The 21,685-nt window shown below is 61.1% G+C and carries 21 protein-coding genes; 16 read left to right on the top strand and 5 right to left on the bottom strand.

Annotation, left to right across the window (positions count from 1 at the left end):
- Positions 1-161 precede the first annotated feature (161 nt).
- Both OKC42_RS01355 and OKC42_RS01350 read left to right on the top strand, forming a co-directional pair.
- Positions 162-914, top strand: a complete 753-nt coding sequence (locus OKC42_RS01355) for a DNA/RNA non-specific endonuclease (RefSeq protein ID WP_270818988.1) — start codon at positions 162-164, stop codon at positions 912-914.
- A 323-nt stretch (positions 915-1,237) separates the two neighbouring features.
- Positions 1,238-2,341: a YdcF family protein gene (locus OKC42_RS01350; protein WP_270818987.1), complete on the top strand. Its 1,104-nt coding sequence runs from the start codon at positions 1,238-1,240 to the stop codon at positions 2,339-2,341.
- An 82-nt stretch (positions 2,342-2,423) separates the two neighbouring features.
- Here OKC42_RS01350 and OKC42_RS01345 read toward each other — a convergent pair whose 3' ends face one another.
- Positions 2,424-2,798 (bottom strand): DUF805 domain-containing protein, encoded by a 375-nt coding sequence (locus OKC42_RS01345; RefSeq protein WP_005337730.1) that lies wholly within the window; start codon positions 2,796-2,798, stop codon positions 2,424-2,426.
- Positions 2,799-3,164: 366 nt separating this feature from the next.
- Between OKC42_RS01345 and OKC42_RS01340 the strand changes: the two genes are divergently transcribed.
- Together OKC42_RS01340 and OKC42_RS01335 are read left to right on the top strand one after the other, a co-directional pair.
- A complete protein-coding gene (locus OKC42_RS01340; RefSeq protein ID WP_270818986.1) occupies positions 3,165-5,090 on the top strand; it encodes an NAD(P)-binding protein in 1,926 nt (641 codons plus the stop codon).
- Entirely contained in the window at positions 5,087-6,292 is a 1,206-nt protein-coding gene (locus tag OKC42_RS01335) for a cytochrome c (protein ID WP_270818985.1), read from the top strand. The genes OKC42_RS01340 and OKC42_RS01335 overlap by 4 nt, the downstream gene beginning before the upstream one ends.
- Positions 6,293-6,380: 88 nt before the next feature.
- Here OKC42_RS01335 and OKC42_RS01330 read toward each other — a convergent pair whose 3' ends face one another.
- The 3 genes from OKC42_RS01330 to OKC42_RS01320 all read right to left on the bottom strand — a co-directional run bounded on the left by OKC42_RS01330 (position 6,381) and on the right by OKC42_RS01320 (position 8,308).
- The gene (locus OKC42_RS01330; protein ID WP_005347215.1) at positions 6,381-6,716 is read right to left on the bottom strand and encodes a DUF3634 family protein; all 336 of its coding nucleotides are present in this window, start codon (positions 6,714-6,716) and stop codon (positions 6,381-6,383) included.
- A gap of 106 nt (positions 6,717-6,822) precedes the next feature.
- Positions 6,823-7,791: a nucleoside hydrolase gene (locus tag OKC42_RS01325; protein WP_270818984.1), complete on the bottom strand. Its 969-nt coding sequence runs from the start codon at positions 7,789-7,791 to the stop codon at positions 6,823-6,825.
- 223 nt (positions 7,792-8,014) lie between these two features.
- The gene (locus OKC42_RS01320; protein ID WP_005337735.1) at positions 8,015-8,308 is read right to left on the bottom strand and encodes a hypothetical protein; all 294 of its coding nucleotides are present in this window, start codon (positions 8,306-8,308) and stop codon (positions 8,015-8,017) included.
- Between the two features lie 212 nt (positions 8,309-8,520).
- Between OKC42_RS01320 and OKC42_RS01315 the strand changes: the two genes are divergently transcribed.
- From OKC42_RS01315 to OKC42_RS01300, 4 genes are read left to right on the top strand one after another with little or no spacing between them, the layout of a single operon-like run.
- On the top strand, positions 8,521-9,966 hold the full coding sequence (locus OKC42_RS01315) for a coniferyl aldehyde dehydrogenase (RefSeq protein ID WP_270818983.1): 1,446 nt from the start codon (positions 8,521-8,523) through the stop codon (positions 9,964-9,966).
- 11 nt (positions 9,967-9,977) lie between these two features.
- The gene (locus OKC42_RS01310; protein ID WP_270818982.1) at positions 9,978-10,598 is read left to right on the top strand and encodes a TetR/AcrR family transcriptional regulator; all 621 of its coding nucleotides are present in this window, start codon (positions 9,978-9,980) and stop codon (positions 10,596-10,598) included.
- The gene (locus tag OKC42_RS01305) at positions 10,579-11,097 is read left to right on the top strand and encodes a hypothetical protein (protein ID WP_005337743.1); all 519 of its coding nucleotides are present in this window, start codon (positions 10,579-10,581) and stop codon (positions 11,095-11,097) included. The genes OKC42_RS01310 and OKC42_RS01305 overlap by 20 nt, the downstream gene beginning before the upstream one ends.
- Positions 11,098-11,115: 18 nt before the next feature.
- Complete coding sequence (locus OKC42_RS01300; protein ID WP_199415892.1) at positions 11,116-12,300, top strand: iron-containing alcohol dehydrogenase; 1,185 nt, start codon at positions 11,116-11,118, stop codon at positions 12,298-12,300.
- 3 nt (positions 12,301-12,303) lie between these two features.
- On the opposite strand, the gene OKC42_RS01295 is transcribed toward OKC42_RS01300, so the two are convergent.
- Positions 12,304-12,609, bottom strand: a complete 306-nt coding sequence (locus tag OKC42_RS01295; RefSeq protein ID WP_150389372.1) for a hypothetical protein — start codon at positions 12,607-12,609, stop codon at positions 12,304-12,306.
- A 194-nt stretch (positions 12,610-12,803) separates the two neighbouring features.
- Here OKC42_RS01295 and OKC42_RS01290 point away from each other — a divergent pair, with 194 nt between their 5' ends.
- The 8 genes from OKC42_RS01290 to OKC42_RS01255 all read left to right on the top strand — a co-directional run bounded on the left by OKC42_RS01290 (position 12,804) and on the right by OKC42_RS01255 (position 21,610).
- Entirely contained in the window at positions 12,804-13,064 is a 261-nt protein-coding gene (locus OKC42_RS01290) for a GNAT family N-acetyltransferase (RefSeq protein WP_270818981.1), read from the top strand.
- Positions 13,051-13,641: a nucleotidyltransferase family protein gene (locus OKC42_RS01285; RefSeq protein ID WP_270818980.1), complete on the top strand. Its 591-nt coding sequence runs from the start codon at positions 13,051-13,053 to the stop codon at positions 13,639-13,641. The genes OKC42_RS01290 and OKC42_RS01285 overlap by 14 nt, the downstream gene beginning before the upstream one ends.
- 71 nt (positions 13,642-13,712) lie before the next feature.
- Positions 13,713-15,536 carry a SulP family inorganic anion transporter gene (locus OKC42_RS01280; RefSeq protein ID WP_021230679.1) on the top strand — a complete coding sequence of 608 codons (1,824 nt, stop codon included), beginning with the start codon at positions 13,713-13,715 and terminating at the stop codon, positions 15,534-15,536.
- Between the two features lie 121 nt (positions 15,537-15,657).
- Positions 15,658-17,019, top strand: a complete 1,362-nt coding sequence (locus OKC42_RS01275) for an MATE family efflux transporter (protein ID WP_150996553.1) — start codon at positions 15,658-15,660, stop codon at positions 17,017-17,019.
- Entirely contained in the window at positions 17,016-17,627 is a 612-nt protein-coding gene (locus OKC42_RS01270) for a hypothetical protein (protein ID WP_040094762.1), read from the top strand. The genes OKC42_RS01275 and OKC42_RS01270 overlap by 4 nt, the downstream gene beginning before the upstream one ends.
- A gap of 276 nt (positions 17,628-17,903) precedes the next feature.
- Entirely contained in the window at positions 17,904-18,119 is a 216-nt protein-coding gene (locus tag OKC42_RS01265) for a YdcH family protein (RefSeq protein ID WP_005337763.1), read from the top strand.
- Positions 18,120-18,281: 162 nt separating this feature from the next.
- Entirely contained in the window at positions 18,282-19,475 is a 1,194-nt protein-coding gene (locus OKC42_RS01260) for a sugar ABC transporter substrate-binding protein (protein ID WP_270818979.1), read from the top strand.
- Entirely contained in the window at positions 19,472-21,610 is a 2,139-nt protein-coding gene (locus OKC42_RS01255) for a sensor domain-containing diguanylate cyclase (protein WP_270818978.1), read from the top strand. Before OKC42_RS01260 ends, OKC42_RS01255 begins: the two co-directional genes overlap by 4 nt.
- Positions 21,611-21,685 lie beyond the last annotated feature (75 nt).

Raw genomic sequence — 21,685 nt, 5'->3', positions numbered from 1 at the left:
CATCCCACCGACCAAGCCACTGATTTAAAACATATTAACCAGTCACATCACGGATCTTGGCGAGCCGTCACAGAACGGTGACGTGTAAAAAAACAGCAATTGAAGCGCTGGTCAGATCTCATGTCAAATGGCTCCGCCTACTAAACTGGAGCATCACAAAAATGATAAAAATCAATAAATTGGTTCTGGCTGTTACCCTCACCCTCACTGCCACCCCCTTGCTGGCCGCCCATTGGGAGTGCGGTGAGCACGTGCGCTTCGGCCTGCCCTCCGAATCGGATCAGAAGCTCTGCCGTGAAGGGTATGCCGTCGGCTACAACTACGACTACAAGGTGGCGGACTGGGTCTCCTACCGGATGACCGCCCAGAGCGCACAGGGCACAGTGCCGCGCAAGGATGCCTTCGCCGAGGACAGGGAGATCCCGGTTGCCTACCGCGCCACCCTCTCCGACTACAAGGGCTCGGGCTACGACCGTGGCCATCAGGCCCCGGCGGGGGACATGAAATCGAACAAGAACACCATGAAAGAGAGCTTCCTGCTGAGCAACATGACACCGCAGATCGGGGGGCTCAACCAGAAGGCGTGGCGCGTGCTGGAGGACAAGGTGAACAAGTGGGCGGTCTCCCGCAAGGATGTGCAGGTGATCACCGGCCCCATCTTTACCGGCTCTGAAGAGTCCATCGGTCAGGGTGTGGCGATCCCGAGCGCCTACTACAAGATCGTGATGGACCCGGCCAGACTGCAGGCCATCGCCTTTATCATGCCGCAGGAAGAGGTGCCCATCAGCCAGATCGCCGACTACCGGGTCTCGGTACGTGAGGTGGAGGAACAGACCCAACTCAACTTCTTCAGCGATATGCCCGAAGAGCAGCAAGAGACGCTGGAAGCCCGCATCTCCCCGATGTGGAACTGACCGCGAATACTCGTCAGCAGATAGATTCAGACGCCATCAGTCTTGCATCGCGATAGAGGGAGGGGCCAGCGCCCCTCCCAGCAGGGGGGAGTCACGCTCCCCCTGCCCTTTTCAGATGGCTGCTGACCCGTTGCGGCCATTTTTGCGGCCACAGGTGTGGCATCACCCGACGACCCGCCCCGACTCACAGTTTGCCACGCCGTTAGCTGCTATATTGCCCTCTCTTTGGCACTAACAGACTGAATTGACGCATATTTGCCTTATCCCATCGGCCCACACGCCGGCGCACTACGGCGCGATTCAGCCCGACAGAGGACCTTTTGATGAAACAGACCCTTCTTGCCCTCACCCTCGGCGGCCTTCTGGCGCTCTCGCCCCTCGCCCTGCAAGCGGCCGAGAGCTCGATGCAGATGGAGCACGACCTCAATACCCTGGTCAGCAAACGCCAGGCGGTGGACATGCTGCTCGGCGAAGCGCTGCAGATCTACAAGTCGCCTGCCAAGATCTCCCACGCCGGTTTTACCGCCAAGATGCCGAGCAATATGGAGCTGGTGACCGAGCGGCTGCTGGCAGCCTACCAGCTTGAACCCTACCGCACCGACCTGCTCATCTCGGCGGCCAACGCCCAGATCTACAACGGCAACCTGAGCCGCGCCATCACCTTGCTGGAGCTGGCGCAGGCCGTCGCCCCGGATGATCTCGACATCAACAGCTATCTCGCCATCTGGCAGCTGGTGAAGGGTAACAAGGAGGCCTCCCGCAGCTATCTGGCGAAAGTGGCGGATCGCAACAGTGGCCGCGCCGCCGATCTGGAGGAGATCATCGCCCGGGTACAGCGGATCACCGCCGCCCCGCTGCAGACCGAACTGACCGGGGATCAGGTCAAGGCCACCCAGGAGGGCAAGCGCGCCATCGTCACCCTGGGCTACGCCCTCAATCCCGACGGCAGCATGGACAAGATCCTGCTGGGCCGCCTGCAAACCACCCTTGAGCTGGCCAAAGCCGACCCGGAAGCGCTGATCATCCTGACCGGCGGCGTGCCGCAGAATCGCCAGACCGAGGGCAAGCTGATGGCCGACTGGCTGGCCAACCACGGCATCGACCGCAGCCGCCTGATTGAAGAGAACTACGCCACCAGCACGGTGGATAACGCCCTCTATAGCGCCTATGCCCTCGCCCGCCACCAGATTGACTATGCGGTGCTGGTAAGCTCCGCCAGCCATGTACGCCGCGGCCAGACGGTGCTGGAAATCGCCTGCGACCAGATTGGCCCGGCCAACATCAAGGTGGCGAGCGTCAGCTACCCCGACAAGCCCCTCGAGGAGCTGGCCACCCCGAGCGAGAGCGAGCTGCTCGGCATCTATCGCGACGCCCTGCGCACCTACGGCATGTGGAGCTACCGCTCCGCCCCGCTGATCGAGCGTTGATCGGCCATCAAAACGAAAAAGAGAGGGAGGCGTGATGCCTCCCTCTCTTTTTATTGACCGATGATTGGCCAAGCCGCGCCCGTTAGCTGACGATAAAGCCCTGCGAGGGGGCAGCTTTGGGATCATCACCGAAGCGGTTTGGCCCCTGCTGGCCGTTGCAAACCATAAAATAGATAAGCACCAGGGTGCCGATAATTGGGATAAGCCCGAGCAGCAGCCACCAAGCGCTGCGGTCGGTGTCGTGCAGGCGACGGGCCGCCACCGCCAGCGATGGCAGCAGCACAGCAAGCGAATAGATGGAGCTGATCAGCTCATTGTCGCCGCCAATCAGCTTGTCCACCATGCCGAGCAGCAGCATAACGATGACGTTGCACAGCACAAACATCCAGTATTCGGTGCGACGGGCCCGCCCGCTGAATACCGCATATTGCTTGAGGACCGAGATGTACCAGTTCATTGCGCCTCCTGAGTGGCCTTTATGCCTATGAATAAAAAGAGAGTCGATAAAACAAGTAGTTAAGAGCTTAGCGCGATCATCCCCCCGAGTCGACAATGATGCCCGAACGCCTCCCAAACTAATCAGCTGCGGCAATCATTGACCGACCGAGCCGGAAGATAATTTGCCCTTCAACAGGGCAAATCACCCCCATCAGTGCATCACTCTCGTCACAAGCAGGAAAATGGTGCTTAATAATCCATTAGCAATCGTATGGACTCAGCGTGAGGATAGCGGTAGATTCGGCGCCCAATCCTGAACAGGATCTGTGTCTCCCTCCCATAATGAATCCACTTATTCATTACTTCTCCTAACACAGGGATAGCCATGAGTATTACACGCAGAGATTTTCTCAACGGCGTTGCCATCACCATTGCGGCAGGCGTCGCCCCCATCAATCTGCTCAAGGCTGCCGAAGGCGGCAGCACGCTGGCAGATAAAACCCTGGCCTACCCGCCCGCCCTCACTGGCCTGCGCGGCAACCACCCGGGCTCTTTCGAACCGGCCCACAGCATCGCCCGTGACGGCAAGCAGTATGATTTTGCCAATATTCCCCTAGAGGGAGAGGTCGATCTGGTGATCGTCGGCGCCGGGATCAGCGGTCTGGCCGCCGCCTGCTTCTATCAGCAACTGCTCGGCGCGGATAAGAAGATCCTGCTACTCGACAACCACGACGACTTTGGCGGCCACGCCAAGCGCAACGAGTTCACCACCCCCGATGGCCTGCGTCTGGGTTACGGCGGCAGTGAGTCCCTGCAATCACCGCGTTCGGTCTACAGCCCGGTGGCGCTGGGTCTGCTCAAGGCGCTGGAGGTCAACATCGACGAGCTGGCCGCCGGTTTCCAGCAGACCTTCTATCCGGATCTGGGGCTGAGCCGTGGCGTCTATTTCGACGAGAAGCACTTTGGCGTCAACAAGATAGTGAACGGGGATCCGGGCCACAACGTGGCGGACGATATCCCCCGCGATCGCCTGAACGGCCGGCCGCTGGCAGAATTTATCGGTGACTTCCCCCTCGATGATGCCGACAAGGCCGCCCTGTTGGCCCTGCACGAATCGAAGATCGACTACCTGAGCGGCATGACCCGCGAGCAGCAGGACGAGTGGGTGACCCGCAACAGCTACATCACCTTCCTGCGCGATAAAGTGGGCCTGAGCGAGCGCGCGATCACTTACTTCCAGCAGCGCACCAACGACTTCCAGGCGGTCGGCATCGACGCCACCGCCTGCGCCGATGCGCGTCTGTGCGCCTTGCCGGGTTTCGACGGCCTCAATCTGACGCCGCTGGATGCCGAGGAGCAGGCGGAGCTGGACGATCCCTACATCTTCCACTTCCCCGATGGCAACGCCGGTCTCACCCGCCTGATGGTGCGCAAGCTCATTCCGCAGGTGGCGCCGGGTCACACCATGCAGGATGTGGTGCTGGCCAAGTTTGACTACAGCAAGCTCGACCTGCCGGAGCACAAGGTGCAACTGCGCCTTGGCAGCACGGCGTTGCAGGCCAAAAACGTGCGCCTCGCCGACGGCAAGCTGGCGGTGGATGTCACCTACATCAAGGAGGGGAAACTGCACCGGGTGCGGGCCAAGCAGTCGATCATGGCTGGCTACAACATGATGATCCCCTACATGGTGCCCGAGATGCCGGAGCCCCAGAAGGAGGCGCTGCGCCAGAATGCCAAGGCACCGCTGGTCTACACCAAGGTGGTGATCAAGAACTGGCAAGCCTTCGTCAAGCTGGGGGTGCACGAGGTCTACTCCCCCGCCGCACCCTACAGCCGGGTCAAGCTCGACTATCCGGTCAGCATGGGTGGCTACGAGCATCCCAAGAGCCCGGATCAGCCGATGTGCCTGCACATGGTCTATGTGCCGACCCTGCCGGGCAGCGGTCTGTCGGCCCGCGAACAGTCCCGCAAGGGGCGCGCCATGATCCTCGGCATGCCGTTCGAGCAGCATGAGCAGATGATCCGCGAGCAGTTGCAGGGGATGCTCGGCAGCGCCGGTTTCAACCATGAGCAGGATATCCTTGCCATCACGGTCAACCGCTGGTCCCACGGCTACTCCTATGTCACCAACACCCTGTTTGATGACGAAGCGCAGTGCGAAAAATGGATTGAACTGGGTCGCCAGCCGATCGGCAACATCACCATCGCCAACTCGGATGCAGGCTGGAGCCCCTACGCCCACGCCGCCATCGACGAAGCGTGGCGCGCCGTCAACGAGCTGGTTGCCATGAGCAAGGGAGGTGCCCAATGAGCCGCGCCCTGTCACTGACCGCCAGCGCCCTGATGCTGGCTCTGCCCGCCCTTGCCGCCAACGCAGCCCCCGCCATGTCGGCGGGGGAATACGTGGCCAAGCTCGGCGATTGCGCCGCCTGCCACACCAGCGAAACCAGCAAGCCGCTGGCGGGCGGCAAAGGGTTCCCGACCCCCATCGGTACCGTATTTGCCACCAACATCACCCCGGACAAGACCCACGGTATCGGCAACTACAGCCTGCTGGAGTTCATCAAGGTGATGCGTGAAGGGGTGGCCCGCGATGGTCATCGCCTCTATCCGGCCATGCCCTACACCGCCTACGCCAAGATGAGCGATAAGGATCTCGAAGATCTCTATCACTACCTGATGAAGGAGATGCAGCCGCTGGCCATCGCCAACAAGGAGAGCGACATCCCCTGGCCCCTCAACATGCGCTGGCCGCTGATGGGCTGGAACTGGATCTACCACGATGACAGCCGCTTCACCCCGGTGGCGGGCAAGAGCGAAGAGTGGAACCGCGGCGCCTATCTGGTGCAAGGCGCCGGTCACTGCGGCAGCTGCCACACTCCGCGCGGGCTCGGCATGCAGGAGAAAGCGCTGACCGAGGCGGATCCTGTCTACCTGAGCGGTGCGGCGCTGGATGGCTGGTATGCCCCCGACATTCGCGGCAGCCGTTACCGCAAGCAGGCGCTGATCGACCTGCTGAAAACCGGCCGCAGCCAGCATGAAGCGGTCGCGGGTCCCATGGGGGAAGTGATCACTCACAGCAGCCAGTATTTCAGCGACGCCGATCTGGCCAGCATCGCCACCTATCTCACCGATCTGAAAGATGAGCCGGTGGCGGAGAAAGGTGCCCGCGCCTACGCCAGTGCCAGCGGCAAGGCGGACTACGCCATGTACTGCTCCACCTGTCACGGGGTCAACGGCCAGGGCAATGACCACGTCATCCCCTCGCTGGTCAACAACCGCACCGTGCTGGCGAACGATCCGTCGAGCCTGATCAACGTGCTGCTGCACGGTGCCGAAACACCGGTCACCCACGGCCATCTGGGTTACCACATGCCGGGCTATGGCTGGACCATGGATGACGAGCGGCTCGCCGAGCTGGTCAACACCCTGCGCGCCTCCTGGGGCAATGAAGGCTCCGCCGTCAAGGCGGCGGCGGTCAAGGCCCAGCGCGAGCTGCACGGCAAGGAGTAAGGGCAGTCAGCCCTCTCTTGGCCAAGTGCCATAAAAAACGGGCCTCCACTGGAGGCCCGTTTGCTATTGATGAACCAGGTTCCGGTGCTTATCCCTTGCGGGATTTGGGCCCCGGCAGTGGCGCCGTTGGCTGGCGGTAATCGCCATAGGGGAAGATATTGCGAAACCGCTGGGCCACCGGTTCGGGGATGGAGCGGGAGAAGATCAGCTTCACGCCATCGCCATCACGCTGCCCCACAATACGACCGCGCACCGTATCGTGGCGCAGGATCTGTTTGGCATGGTCAATAAAGGCGGGTGACACCTTGCCCTGCTTGACCACCACCTTGCCGGGTGCAAGGCGGATTTCGAACAGGGCACCACGCCCCAGCTTCATCAACCACCAGATCAGGGCTATCGCCACTATCAAGGAAATCCAGGCCATCTTCATCCCTCCCAAGCTCTTGATATAAGGCAGTATAAGCGGCCGTGCGCTCGGATTGTTTGGCGCCGATCACAGCCCCCGCGTCAACGCAATAGCGCCTCTTTACTCAGCAATCCTTGCCCCAGCCCACCAGCGTCTCGCGATAGAGCGCCAGCAAGGCTTCATCGCGCACCGCTACCCCGACCTGCTGCGGACGATAGGCTGCCCAATCATCGTGGGAGTGGCGTTTGCCATCGAACTTTTGCAGGGTGTGGCCGATGGCCGGGCCGCTGGTGATAACCCGCACCGGCCCTTCCCGCAGGGTAAAGAGGGTCGGATCAATCACATAGGCGATGGCGGACGGGTCGTGGACATGACAACCGGATAGCCCCAGCTTCTCGGAGTAGAAGCGCAGGTAGAAGCGGCTGACATCCCACAGGAAGCGGCCCGGCTCCCCCGCCTTGTCCCTGAGCTCATCCAGATAGACGCTGCTGAAGAAGCTCTGCTGGGTCACATCCAGCCCGATGATCACCACAGGCCAGTCGGCGGTAAAGACCCGGTCGGCGGCATCGGGATCATCGTGAATATTGGCCTCGGCATAGGGGGTGACGTTGCCGCGATGGCCGTTGACGCCAAAGGCGCCGCCCATTACTACCACCTGTTTCACCAGCGAGACAATCTCGGGCGCCTGTTGTAGCGCCAGCGCCAGATTGGTGAGCGGACCGATAGTGACGAGGGTGATCTCCCCCGGCGCGGCTTTCACCGCCTCGACTATGTACTGCCAGGCGGGGCGGGGATCCGGAGCGATAGTCACCTCCCCCGCCTCCATGTCGCCAAAGCCGCTCGGGCCGTGGACTATGGTGGTAGGGCCGACCGGCTCGCGCAGCAGCGGGGCGGCAGCGCCTTTGGCCACATCTGCTTTCATGCCGTACTTCTGCTTGAGCCAGAGGGCGTTGCGGGTGCCATTGTCGATGGTGGCGTTACCAAAAACAGTGGTGATGGCAAGCAGGTCGATGGCGGAGTGGGCCTCGGCAAACAGGATGGCCATGGCATCGTCGATACCCGGATCGGTATCCAGAATGATTTTATGGGTCATGAGAAATTCCTACGGTGACAAACCCTGCGACAAAAGGGAGAGTCTACCCGGCTGACGGTCTCGTATCCCGGCATGGGATCACAGACCGGGCCTTTGCTCCCGGCAGCGGGGGCGCTGCTGGCGACAATCTGCACAAAAAACGGCGCGGCCCTGTTGCCAGCGCCGCGCTCTTTATCGTTGTTCGTTATCTGCTGTCTGGCACCGATCTGCCTGACTACGCCCCTCAGTGCTTGCGATGCCAGCGCGGTGAGGTGGATTTCTCTCCCCAGGGGGTCACACAGGGGAGCAGCGCCCCTTCAATCACCATCTCGCTGCCTGCCAGCGCTTCGGCGATCTTCTGGTGCAGCACCCGCAGTACCTTGCCCTCGTGCTCGGCCAGAGAGTGGCCCGCGGCAAAGAATTCCGGCTGATATTGCAGTGCCAGCTTCTGGGCGAATTCGTAGGTGTTGAAGCAATCCGGCATCCGCTCAACCACATCTTCAAGCCGGGCCAACAAGCTGTTCAGTTCCCTGGTCATAGTGCTCTCTCCGTGTAGGTTAATAGCCAAAAACTACCCCTTATTAGATAAGTCACCAACGAGCAAACCACAAAAGTGTGGGGAGACACACAGTTCTCTCTTGCGTCCGGCTCATGGTGAACGGCAGACAGCTTGCCAGCTTTACATTCCGGTAACAAACAGCTAGATTTAGACCGACTAATCAGTCGGTCATTTTTCATGCGGAGAACAACATGGGTGCGGCGCAGCTTCAACACACTCCTGAGGATATCCTCGCCATCAAATTGTCCCTGCCGGATCAGCTGGCACGGCTCAAGCGGGCGAGTCTGGCTCATCCCATGCCTACCCTGGCCGAGCGCCGGGCGCAACTGACCAAACTCAAGCAGGCGTTGCTCGCCCACAAGGGGCAGCTGTGCAAGGCACTGGCAGCAGATTATGGCCAGCGCAGCCACTACGACAGCCTGATCGCCGATGTGCTGCCCTGCATCATGCAGATCAACTACACCCAGAAGCGGCTCAAGCGCTGGATGCAGCCTCACCGCCGCCACCCCGGCCTGCTGCTGGCGCCCGCCAAAGTAGAGGTGCACTTCCAGCCGCTCGGGGTGGTCGGCATTATCGTGCCGTGGAACTTTCCGGTGATGCTGAGCCTTGGCCCCCTCATCACCGCCATCGCGGCGGGCAACCGGGCGATGCTGAAACTCTCCGAGTTCACTCCCCATACCAATGCCGTGCTGCGCACCATGCTCACCAGCGTATTTGACGAAAACGAGATCGCCATCATCGAGGGGGATGCCCAGATGGCGGCGGCGTTCAGCTCACTGCCGTTCGATCACCTGCTCTTTACCGGCTCCACCATGGTGGGCAAGCTGGTGATGGCCGCCGCCGCGCCCCAGCTCACCCCCCTCACCCTTGAGCTGGGTGGCAAGAGCCCCTGTCTCATCGCCCCCGACATGCCGGTCGCCACCGCGGTCGAGCGGATGATCTTCGGCAAGAGCCTCAACGCCGGGCAGATCTGCGTCGCCCCCGACTATGTGCTGCTGCCCCGTAGCGAGGTGGATAACTTTATCGCCGCCTATCGCCGCCACTTCAGCAAGCTCTACCCGCAGGGGCTCAATAGCGCCGACTACGGCGCCATCATCAACGACCGCCAGTATCAACGTCTCGTCAGCTGGCTCGATGAAGCCGAGCAGGCGGGTGCCCAGCTCCACCCCTGTGGCAGCCCGGCCCGCGACGATCAGCGTCGCCTGCTGGTGCCCCACCTGCTGACCGGGGTGCCGGGTCAGTGTCAGGTGATGCAGCAGGAGATCTTCGGGCCGCTACTGCCGCTCATCCCCTACGACACCCTGGAGGAGGCACTCGCCTACGTGGCCGAGCGGCCCCGCCCGCTGGCCCTCTATCTGATGAGCTTTGACCCCGAGCTGCAGGCGCAAGTGACCCGGGAGACCCACTCCGGCGGCATGGCGATCAACGAGAGCCTGTTTCAGGTCGCGGCCGACGATGTGCCGTTTGGCGGCATCGGCGCCTCCGGCATGGGCCACTACCACGGCCACGAGGGGTTTCTTACCTTCTCCAAGGCGAAAACCGTGCTGACCCGCGGCAAGTTCACTACCGGCTCCCTGATCCATCCCCCCTACCACAGCTGGATCCAGAAGCTGATGATGGCCTTCTTCCTGCGCTGATGGAGATGACCATGCACCAGGCTATCCCGCAGCCACAAACCATGACCGACAAGCGCCGCCAGATCCTGGATGCCGCCCTCGCCCTCTGCGCCGAAGATGGCCTGCAGGGGGCTGCCACCGCCCGTATCGCCAAGGCGGCCGGGGTGGCCAACGGCACCCTGTTCCACCACTTTCCGAGCAAGGAGGCGCTGATCCTCGCCCTCTATCAGGATGTAAAGACCCGGATGGGGGGCGCCATCCATGAAGCGGATCCCACCCTGTCGCTGTACGACCAGACCCGCCACTACTGGCAGCTGGCGATGGGGTGGATGCTCGCGCATCCCAATGAGCTCAAATTCGTGCTGGGCTTCTTTCACTCTCCGCTGCTGGCCAGACCGGCCCGCAGCCAGATCCTGAACGATGCCCTGCGCTTTCTGCCTGCTCTGCTGGCAAAGGGGCAGGCCAGCGGCGAGCTGATGCAGGCCCCCGCGCCACTGTTGCTGGAGGTGTGTCAGGGCCAGTTCCTCGCCTGCGCATCACTGTTTGTCGATCAACCGGAGCTGGGAGAGGACGACTACTGGCAAGCCAGTGCGTTCGCCCTCTTCTGGTCCGCCATCTCAGGAACCAATCCTCATGCAAACACGGATGTTTGAACCTGCGGCAGCCCTTGGCCGCCGCCTCTGGATCACCACACTGCTCTGGGTGGTGGGTCGTACCCTCTGCCGCGCTGCCCGCACCGATGAGGCGGTACGCCGCGAATTGGCGCCGTTGCCGGACGGGTTGGCAATCCGCCTCGAAGTAGGCGGCATCCGCTACGCCATGAACATGCACAAGCAGGGTGGGCGCTGGTATCCCGGCGCGCCAGTCGCCCCTCATGCCACCATCCATCCGCTGCGGGTGCGCTTCAAGCATCCCAATATCGCCTTTCGCGCCCTGAGTTTTCGGCTCGGGGTCAATCAGGCATTTGGCGAAAACCGGCTGCTGGTGGAGGGAGACCTGACCGTTGCCATGCATCTGGTGCGGGGGCTTGAGCAGTTGCAGTCCCTGATCCTGCCCGCCTTTATCGCGCGGCCGCTGCTGCGCCACTATCCCGCCCCGACCAACAAGATCGGCCGGGCCTGCAACATCTATCTGGGTCTGGTGACCGGCTAACGCGCAAGGAGCCTTGAAATGAGCCGCTATTACGATTTCTTCTGCCCGGTCAAACTGCTGGCCGGTGAACAGGCGCTGGAGCAGCTGGCCAGCGAGCTGGCCAGCCTCGGGGCCCGTCGCCCGCTGCTGCTGACCGACAAGGGGGTCAATGCCACCGGCCTTGCCACCCTGCTGGCCAATGTGCTGGCCGAGGGGGAGCTGCCGGTCGCCGCCATCTGGGACGAGATCCCGGCCGACTCTTCCACTGCCGTAGTGGAGCGGATCGCCAAACGCTACCGCGAGCTCGACTGCGACAGTCTGGTGGCGCTGGGGGGCGGCTCGGTCATCGACACCGCCAAGGCGGTCAATATTCTCACTTCCATGGGGGGTGAACACCTGCTCGACTACTCGGGCGCCGGCTGTCTCACCCGTCCCCTCAAGCCGCTGGCGGTGGTACCAACCACAGCGGGCACAGGATCAGAAGTGACATTGGTTGCAGTGATCAAGGATGAGACGAGCGGGCGCAAGGTGCCCTTCACCTCACCCTTCCTGCTGCCCCAGCTGGCGGTGTTAGACCCGCGCCTGACCCAGGGGCTGCCCCTCAATATCACCGCCGCCACCGCCATGGACGCCATGACCCACGCCATCGAGGCCTTTATCGGTACCGCCAAGAACCCGGTGAGCGATGCGCTGGCCCTGATGGCAGTGGAGAAGATCGCCAGCGCCCTGCCGCAAATCATCCACGACCCGCAAAACAAACTGCTGCGGCTGCAGCTGGCGGAAGGCTCCACGCTGGCTGGCATGGCTTTTTCCAACTCTATGGTGGGGCTGGTGCACGCCCTCGGCCACAGTCTGGGAGCCCGCTGCCATCTGCCCCACGGGCTGTGCATGAACCTCTTTTTGCCGACCGTGCTCGACTACAACCGCCCCGAGGTGGATAGCGAGCTGGCCCGGCTGCTGTTGCCGCTGGTGGGGGCAGAGCGCTTTGCCGCCACCCCGGCCCATCAGCGGGCGGAGGCGACCATCACAGCCATTCGCACCCTGCGCGACACCTTGTGGCAAGCGGTCAAGCTGCCGCGCACCATGAGCGAGGCAGGGGTAAGCGATCGCTCGCTACTGACCGAGATCCGCGATCTGGCGGTCAACGACGGTGCCCTGCTGTTCAATCGCAAGGACGCCGACCGTGAGCAGTTACTCACTCTGTTGGAGCGAGCCTGGGCCTAGTGGCTAATCGGCTACAACCTCACAAATAAACTGGAATGGCGCATCAGGATGGTGCGCCAACAATAAAAAGAGTTGATCAAAATCATCTTGGTTCTTTTTGCTCGCTCGGTTGTGGCTATACCAAATAGCCCCCGTATCCCCCATCCACAATGAGATTCTCCTGGCCAACAACAGCCGAATTTTTCTATTTTTACCTGCCATTTCAAACTGAGCCTTGAGTTCAGGGTTGGATGCATCAGAAATCGCAATCTGCCGCTGATCTGGGCTGTTCTGACTTTGAGCCAACACCTTCCGGGTAACTTTCAACATTACCGTGTCCATTTTTACCTCTTCCGAACTTGCTGATTATTGCCACATCGATTCGTGCCAAGATAAAAGCCAGAGAGCAAGAGCTGGCTCAATAATCCTGATAACAATCGATACATCATCCACTATCTGTTCTATACCTTGGCTAACAGTTATGTTGTGCCGAGAGACCCAACTTTATGCCAGAGGTGCCCACCATGAGCGACATCATCCATCAGGCCAACCAGCAGCAGTTCATCTGTATGGTGGAGGGGAAAGAGTCGAGACTGCGCTACCGGCGGCTCGATGCCAAGACCATCGACGCCTACAGCACCTTCGTACCGCCCGAGCTGCGGGTGCAGGGGATTGCCGATCAGCTGGCGCGCGCCTTCTTCAGCTGGACTCAGGCGGAAGGGCTCACTATAGTGCCGAGCTGCCGCTACATTGATGTCTGGTTACGCCGCAATGCCAACAACTGAACCTCTGAACACCGTCCTCGAACAGCAATTCCAAGCCAAAACAGAAGCCCTGCTGCGGGCTGATCCGCAGCGGATGGCCTGCCTGCAAGCCGCCGCCGAGCTCAATCTGCCCGACTGGGCGCTGGGGGCCGGTTTTATCCGCAATCTCATCTGGGATCACCTGCATCACAAGGCAACCCCTACCCCGCTCAACGATATCGACCTTATCTACCTCGATAGTAGCGACCCGCAAGGGCTAGCCGAGACGGCGCATGAAGCCTGGCTGGCAAAGCGGCTGCCGGATCAGCAGTGGGAAGTGCGCAATCAGGCCCGCATGCACACTCGCCAACTGGTAGCGCCATTTGCCAGCAGCCTTGAGGCGCTGAGCCACTGGGTCGAGGTGCCCACCTGTATCGGCGTGCGTCTCGCCCGAGATGGCGAGTTCGAGTGGCTTGCCCCCTACGGCTTTGCCATCAACTGGTCGCTGCAAGTGAGTGCCAACCCCAAATGTCGTCAGGACAAACAGATTTTTACCCAGCGCATCAAGGAGAAACGCTGGCAGGCTATCTGGCCTGACCTTCAGGTAAACTGGCCATAACCTGATTGCAATCTTTCGATAACCTTGGGCACACTAGGGGAAAAGCTGGTTGTAACTCAATGGGTTAAATAATGCGCGACTTCTTCTCTCTCGAACGCTGGCTACCGGGCCTCGCCGCCCTGCTGCATTACCAGCGCGCCTGGTTGATGCCAGATCTTCGCGCCGGACTCTCGGTGGCGGCAGTGGCGCTGCCCGTCGCCATCGCCTATGCCGAGCTTGCCGGGGTGGGTGCCATCGTCGGCCTCTACTCCTGCATCCTGCCCATGCTGGTCTATGCCCTATTCGGCACCTCCCGCCAGCTGATCGTCGGCCCTGATGCCGCCACCTGTGCGGTCATCGCCGCCGTGGTAACGCCGCTGGCCGCAGGCGACCCCACCCGTCACTGGCAACTGGTGATGACCATGACCGCCATGACCGGCTTCTGGTGCCTGATTGCCAGCCGCTTCAAGCTGGGGGTGCTGGCGGACTTTCTCTCCCGCCCCATCCTGATGGGGCTGCTCAATGGTGTGGCTATCACCATCATGGTGGGCCAGCTCTCCAAGATCTTCGGCTTCACCTTCAGCGAACGTTACCTCATCGAGCGGATCGCCAGCGGGGCCACCTATATCACCCAGACCCATCTGCCGACCCTGGCCATGAGTCTGGTAGCCCTGCTCACCCTGCTGCTGGCCAAGCGCTACAAACCGGCATGGCCCTCCTCCATGGTGGCCATGGTGGTGACCGCTGCGCTGGTGTGGGGTTTTAATCTCGGCCAATTTGATATCGCCACCCTGGGGACGGTGGGCTCCGGCCTGCCCGCGTTCCAGATGCCGGAATTTCCTCCCGGTCTGATGCGGGAGCTGGTACTGCCTGCGCTTAACCTGGCCATGGTGAGCTTCGTCTCCATGATGCTGACCGCTCGCAGCTTTGCAGCCAAAAACGGTTACGAAATCGACGCGGACAAAGAGTTTCGGGCCCTCGGTATGGCGAACCTCGCCTCCGCCGTCTCCCAGGGTTTTGCCATCAGCGGCGCGGATTCACGCACCGCGGTCAACGACGCCAACGGCGGCAAGAGCCAGCTGGTCTCTATCATCGCCGCGGCGGTGATCGCCCTCATCACCTTCTATCTGACGGCGCCGCTCAAATATATTCCCACCGCCGCCCTCGGGGTGGTGCTGGTGATGGCCTCCCTGTCACTCACCGATTTTCGCGGTCTTTGGGCCCTGCGCCACTCCGATCGCTCCGCCTTCTGGCTGGCGCTGGTCACCTTTATCAGCGTGCTCACCATGGGGGTGATCCCGGGGATCACCCTCGCGGTTTTGCTCGGCTTGTTCCAGTTCCTGCGCAATGTGATGCGCCCCACCGACCAGCTGCTTGGCATGGATGACGAGGGGGTAGTGCGCACCCTGGGAGATAACGAACAGGCCAAGGCGATCCCGGGTATTCTGGTCTATCGCTTCAACTCGCCGCTCACCTACTTCAATGCCCCCTATTTCAAGCGGCGGGTGCTGGCCCTGCTGGTGCAGGATCCCCGAGCCCCAAAGTGTCTGGTGATCGATGCGGTCGCCTGCTTCACCCATCAGGACATCAGCGTGATGAGCATGGTGGGAGAGCTGCACAAGGAGCTGAAACGGCGTGGCATCCATATGGTGATGGCGGGTCGCCACGGCCAGATGACCCACTGGCTAAAGCAGGCAGGCGTGCGGGTGGGCGATGAGGGGATCATCCTCTGCCCCGACATGTATCAGGCGCTGCGCCTGACACGCTGCTATCGCGAGCCGGTGTTCAAGGATGATGCGGTGGTGGAGAGCACCACAGATGCCATCCGCTCAAATTGGCCGCAGGATGATGCCCTGCCCGACTCGGCGCGCCTCACCCTGCCAAGCGAACAGGAGGCGGGCGCCACACCTGCCTGACCCCTTGGCCTGCTCCCCTGGCCGGTGCAATCCTGCACAAGGATTGCACCGGCCTTGGCCTTGGTGTTAAATGCGCCCCCAGAGGGCACTCCCCCGTGCCCTCCCAGCTGTTGGACATGCCATGCAATCTCAATCCCACGCAGGCCCGGGCACGCTATTTGCGCTGACCTGGCCGCTCTTTATCGATCTCGCCCTGCACTTTCTGACCGGTGCCCTCAACACCTTCATGGTGGGTCACGTCTCCTATCAGGGAGTGGCCGCGCTGGCGGTCGGCAATCAGGTGTTCGATCTCGCCATCACATTGTTCAGCTTCGTCAGCATCGGTACCAGCGTGGTGATCACCCAGTATCTGGGAGCAGGCGATCGGGAGAAGAGTCGGGTGGTGATCCACACCGCTATCGGCTTCAACCTGCTGATCGGTCTGGTGGCCGCCATCGGCGTGATGGCGGGGGCCAGCACCATGCTGGCGCTGATGAACCTGCCTGCCAACCTGATGAGCGACGGGACGCTTTACTTGCAGATCATCGGTCTCTGCCTGTTACCGGAGGCCGCGGCCCTCTGTCTGGCGGCGACCCTGCGCGCCCATGGCCACACCCGTCAGGCGATGTATGTGACTCTCATCGTCAACCTCATCACCTTCGTCGGCAACCTGCTGCTGCTCTACGGCTGGTTCGGCCTGCCCCAGCTGGGGGTCGCCGGTGTCGCCATCAGCACGGTCGCTGGCCGACTGGTCGGCGTGGTGCTGCTGGTGTGGCTGGTATCACGCAAGACCGGCATTCGCCTGGTGGTGCGCGATATCGTCCACCCCAGCCGGGAGATGCTGGGCAAGGTGCTCCATATCGGCCTGCCTGCGGCAGGGGAGAACCTCTCCTGGATGCTGCAGTTTATGGTGGTGACAGCCTTTGTCGGACTGCTGGGGGACAAGGCGCTGGCGACCCAATCCTACTTCTTTCAGATCTGCCTGTTTATCCTGCTGTTTGGCCTCTCCATCGGCCTTGGCAACGAGATCATCATCGGCCATCTGGCGGGAGCAAGACAGTTCGATCGCGCCTATCAGCAGCTGCTCAAGAGCCTCAAGCTGGGGCTGGCGGTCACCTGCGTCATCGCCGTGGCGGCGGCCCTCAACGGCCGCACCATCATCAGCCTCTTTACCGATGATGCCGACATCATCACCCAGGTGGCGCAACTGTTTCTTATCAGCCTTATCCTCGAACCCGGCCGCACCTTCAATCTGGTGGTGATCAACGCCCTGCGGGCCACCGGGGATGCCCGTTTCCCCCTCTACATGGCGTTGCTCTCCATGTGGGGAATTGCCGTGCCACTCTCCTATTTCCTCGGTATCATGCAGGGTTATGGACTGGTCGGTATCTGGCTGGCGCTGGCCTGCGACGAGTGGGTGCGCGGTCTGGCCATGTTCTGGCGCTGGCGCAGTCGTCGCTGGCAAAACAAAATTCTTGTTGAAACAAAAGCGGAATCACAATGAAGAAGATAGGACTCTTGCTGGCTGCCATCCTGCTCAGCCCCCTGGCCATGGCGCAAACTGCCCCTGCCGCTCCCAAGGCTCAAGCCACCCAGACCTGGTATGTGGCCCCCATCGCCATCGATGAAACCAGCGACGCCCAGAAGGCGCTGACCAAGGACTTCATGGCCCAGATGATCAAGACCATCAAGATCAACGAGTACCAGACCGGCAAGGCGGTGGGCAACACCAAAAAGCCCAAGTGGCTGATCCGCACCAAGCTGATCCCCGCCAGCAACGAGCCGCTGGTCGGCAAGAAGCACCCGCAGGGTCTCACCTACGGCAAGGGCAATCCGACCCAGGAGATCGTCGGCGAGCTGTTGATGAACGGCACCCTGGTGGCCCACATCGGCCAGGGCTGGCGCGAGCCTATCGTCCCGGGCACGCCGGTGGCTGACAAACTCTCCATCGCCAACTATCGCTACGCCATCGGGGATCAGGCCAAGTCGGCGGATCTGGAGGAGCTGGCCGCCCAGATTGGCTTTGAGGCGGGCAAGGTGATCCACCGCGACGGCAAGCCGCTGCCCGAGAAGAAAAAGAAAAAAGAGCAGGCGGATGAAGATAAAGAGTAACGTTGCCTGCATCCATAAAAAGGGGCCACTCGGCCCCTTTTTTGATCCTGCACCCTCACGCCAACCCTGCCCCTGTTGTGACTTGTCGCACAGTTTGGCTCACCATTCAGATTGACAAATCACTTATCTTGTTTTGATTCAACAAGTTATAAATATCCCGCCGAATACCCCAAATCATTGCCCCCAAATCCGATCAGGATCACATTTATCCCCGGCACTAAGGGGTAGCTTTGGTCTTACAGGCACAATCAAACGAAACCAAGGAGGCTCCATTACATGTTCCCAGAGTACAGAGAACTCATCTCGAAACTGAAGAGCAGTGATGTCCATTTCCAGAAGAAGTTTGACTTGCACAACGACCTGGATGCGGAGATTAGAAAGTTGGAAAAGCATCACGCCAGCGACTATAGCGCCGAGGTGAGAGATCTGAAAAAACAGAAACTCAAACTGAAAGAGGAGATATACGACATCCTCAAACAACATCCACAATAGATGCCTCGAAGAATATGCGGATAAGCAATTTATCCCCCAGCCCGGCCCACGCGCCGGGCTTTTTGTTGTTTCAGTCAATTAGTTGACACCCGAGCCTACCGATCTTGCCGGTAGTTTGTTACATTTTTCCCTTGGAATTCAGGGAATAACGGTGATGATAACATGAGCAGAAAACGATCTTTTTATCATCTCTTGCTGCTTTGCCTGTTCGCATTGAGCCACCCCCTGCAGGCTCAGGAGCCTGAACTGGAGCTGTGGCACTCCCAGCAAGCCGGTTACGTGATCGACGACGTGATCGCCCGTTTCAATCAGGAGGGGAACCACAGAGTGCGGGTCACCCAGATTGAGCCGGGCAAGATCAAGGCGGATCTCCTGCTGGCGGCTCAGGCCAGGGGGCTGCCCGACCTGATGCTGATCCCCTCCGATTTTATCGGCCTCTATCGCCAGATGACCCTCGCCCCCCTCCCGGCCGAGTGGTTTTCCCCCGCGCTAATGGCCAGTGCCTTGCGTTATGTCACCCTGGATCGGCAACGCTGGGGCATGCCCATGATGCAGGGCAACCATCTGATGCTGTTTTACAACAAGGCGCTGGTCTCGACTCCGGTGACCCAATGGCAGCAACTGACTGCTATCACCCCGGTCCTCAAGGCCAAGGGGGTCTACCCCGTCAGCTGGCCCTATCACGACATGTACTACTTCGCCGCCTTTTTACACACCTTTGGTGGCTCGCCGGTGACCGAAGGGCGCATCACCCTCGACAACCCGGCCATGGTGCAGGCACTGGAGGCCTACCGTACCGTTGCCCGCGAACAGTGGGTCGATCCCGAGTGCGACTATGACACCGCCCTCGCCCGCTTCAATGAGGGCAAGAGCGCCTACCTCATCAATGGGGACTGGGCCTTCAACGATCTGGTGAAGAACATGGGGGATAAGCTGGGCGTTGCCCTGCTGCCCCGCTGGCAAAGCCATCCCATGCACTCCATGAGCGGCGCCTACGTGATGGGAGCCTCCCGCTGGGCGATGGACAATGAGGATCGGCAACCCGTCATCAAGGCATTGATGGCCTTTATCCAGCGTCAGGATATTCAGCAGTCCATCTATCATCAGGGGGCGCTGCTGCCGGTCAATCAGCAGGCTTTTACCGCCATCAGCCGCCGTCCCACGCCTCAGGAAAAAGTGCTGCTGGAACAGTTCACCCTCAGCACCCCCATGCCCTCCGACAGCGCCATGTCCATCGCCTGGCAAGCGATGGAGAAAGGGTTCGAGCGCTTTAAAGAGGGGATCAGTGCCGCCGACACCGCCCGTTATATGCAGCAGCTGGCCGATCAGCAGTACCGGCAGGTCAAAACACCATGAAACATCGCACCTTTCGGCTCGGCCCGACCCTCATCATCATCCTGTTCACCGTCGCCTTGCTGCCGGCACTGCTGGCCAGCACTGTGCTGCTGATCCGCCAGCACCAGATCATCGCCCAGAGCGAGCAGTCGCAGCTGGAGCGGGCCCTCACCAGCATGACCCGCGAGGCCCGCTTTCGCAGCGAGCTGATCGGCACCCAGCTCAATCAGCTCAGCCAGGATCGGGTGCTCCATCAGGCCCTCGACAACTTTCTCTTCTCCAGCCATGCCCGGCTGGCGCTGGCCACCTTTGTCAAATCCAACAGCCTGCTCACCTCGGCCTACCTCATCGATGACAAGGGGCTGGTGGTGGAGTACATCAATGGCCAGGCCTCCCACCTCGAATCGAGCGACCTGATGCCGCAACTGATGGCCTGGGGCAAGACCCGCGAGGCGAAACAGGGCAAGCATCTGCTGCTGCCCGTCGATGATCCCGTGCTGGTCGACGACATGGAGCAAAACCGCAGCGGCGGGCTGGCGCTGGTAGCCCCCATCTATCGCAACCACCAGCGCGCTGGGGTGATGCAGACCCCTTCCGGCTTCGTGATGGCCATTCTCCCCTGGCGACAGATGGCCCAGTTGCTGGAGCCCTATCTCAAAGGGAGCGAATATCTGGTGATCTCCCAGGGCGAGAACCGTCTCTACGAAGGGGCTCACCAGAATGCCAACGCCATGGATGACAGGGAGCCAAGCAAGTTGGCGCAGCCCCTGGCCATTGGCTGGCCCCAACTGGAGCAGGAGATCACCCCCACCATCACCCTCTACAGCTACAGCAATGACAGGGTCAGCGAGCTCAATAAATCCCAGCAGTTGCTGACCGTCAGCATCGCCGTCATGTTGCTGCTGGTGGCCATCGGCTGCGTCTGGCTCACCCGCTGGCTCATCCGACCGCTGCGCTCGCTGGCCGCGCTGGTGCGCAGCTATGGCAAGGGCAACTACCAGCAACGGCAGGCGCCGCTGCGCTTTGTGGAGTACGACGAGGTACGCCAGCTGCTGCAGGAGATGGCCAGCACCATCTCGGATCAGGTGCGGGCGCTCTATCAGCAAAATGAACAGCTGCAGCAGGCCAATAGCGAGAAAGAGGCCTTCAACCAGCGGCTGCTCGGCTTCAACGACGAACTGGAGCAAGAGGTTGCCTCGCAAACGACCGCCCTGCGCTCGGCCCTGAGCCGGGAGGAGCGCAGCCGCCATATCCTGCAATCCTGGTTGCAGTTCGGTCTGCACCAGCAGCTGGATATCGATATTGCCGAGCTGGCCAGCTCCGCCCTGCTGCAACTCTCGCAGCTCTATCCTGGCCACCGCTGGGGACTGGTGATCCGCCGAGACAGGCAGCCCCACTACTCCCTGACCCAGGGGGTCGATGCCCCCTTGCGGGATGCCCTGCAGGAGAAACTGACTCAACTGATGGATGAGGAGGTCAAACACTCCGAATGCCAGTGGGATAACGCACTCTGGAAGATCATGACCCTGCCCGGTAGCCAGAGCGGCGTGCTGTTTGGCTATCTGATGGTGAGCGCGGAAGGGCTGGAGTCCGAAGACAGGGCCATCTTGCGGCTGTTTGCCAAACAGTTGGCGGTGGGCATCGAGGGGCGCCTCTTCACCGACGAGCTGGCGCGGGTCGCCCGCACCGACAACCTCACCGGGCTGCCCAACCGGCAGGCGTTCGAAGAGGCCTTCCACCACTATCAAGCAGTGCTGGCGCGCCATCCGGAGCGTCACCTCGCCCTCTTCATGCTCGATCTCAACGGCCTCAAGCGTACCAACGACCAGTATGGGCACGAGGCTGGTGACGCCCTGCTAATACAGATGGCTCGCCAGCTACGCACCCTCTGCCGTCAGGATGAGAAGATTTTCCGCATCGGCGGCGACGAGTTCGTCCTGCTGGCGGAGGCGGATCACCTCGCCAGCCAGCAGCTGGCAGGCAGGTTGGAGGCAAGCCAGCAGCACGCCATCGTGAAGCATGGGGAGCACAGCTTCCCGCTGCGTTTTGCCATCGGCTGGAGCAGCAGCGACCAGACCCCCCTGGCGGAGCTGAGCCGGGTGGCTGACGACGCCATGTATGCCAATAAGGCGCGCTTCTATCAGGGACAGCGCTAAAAGCGGAGACCTCTGGCGTTGGCGAGCCTTTCGCCAACGCCCTGATCAGCTCGCAAAAATAGCGCGCAACGCTAG

Source organism: Aeromonas sp. Y311-2 (assembly GCF_027706025.1).
In the GTDB taxonomy this organism is placed as follows: Bacteria; Pseudomonadota; Gammaproteobacteria; order Enterobacterales; family Aeromonadaceae; genus Aeromonas; species Aeromonas veronii.
The sequence above is the reverse complement of the archived record's forward strand: the minus strand, read 5'-3'. Positions and strand labels throughout refer to the sequence as shown.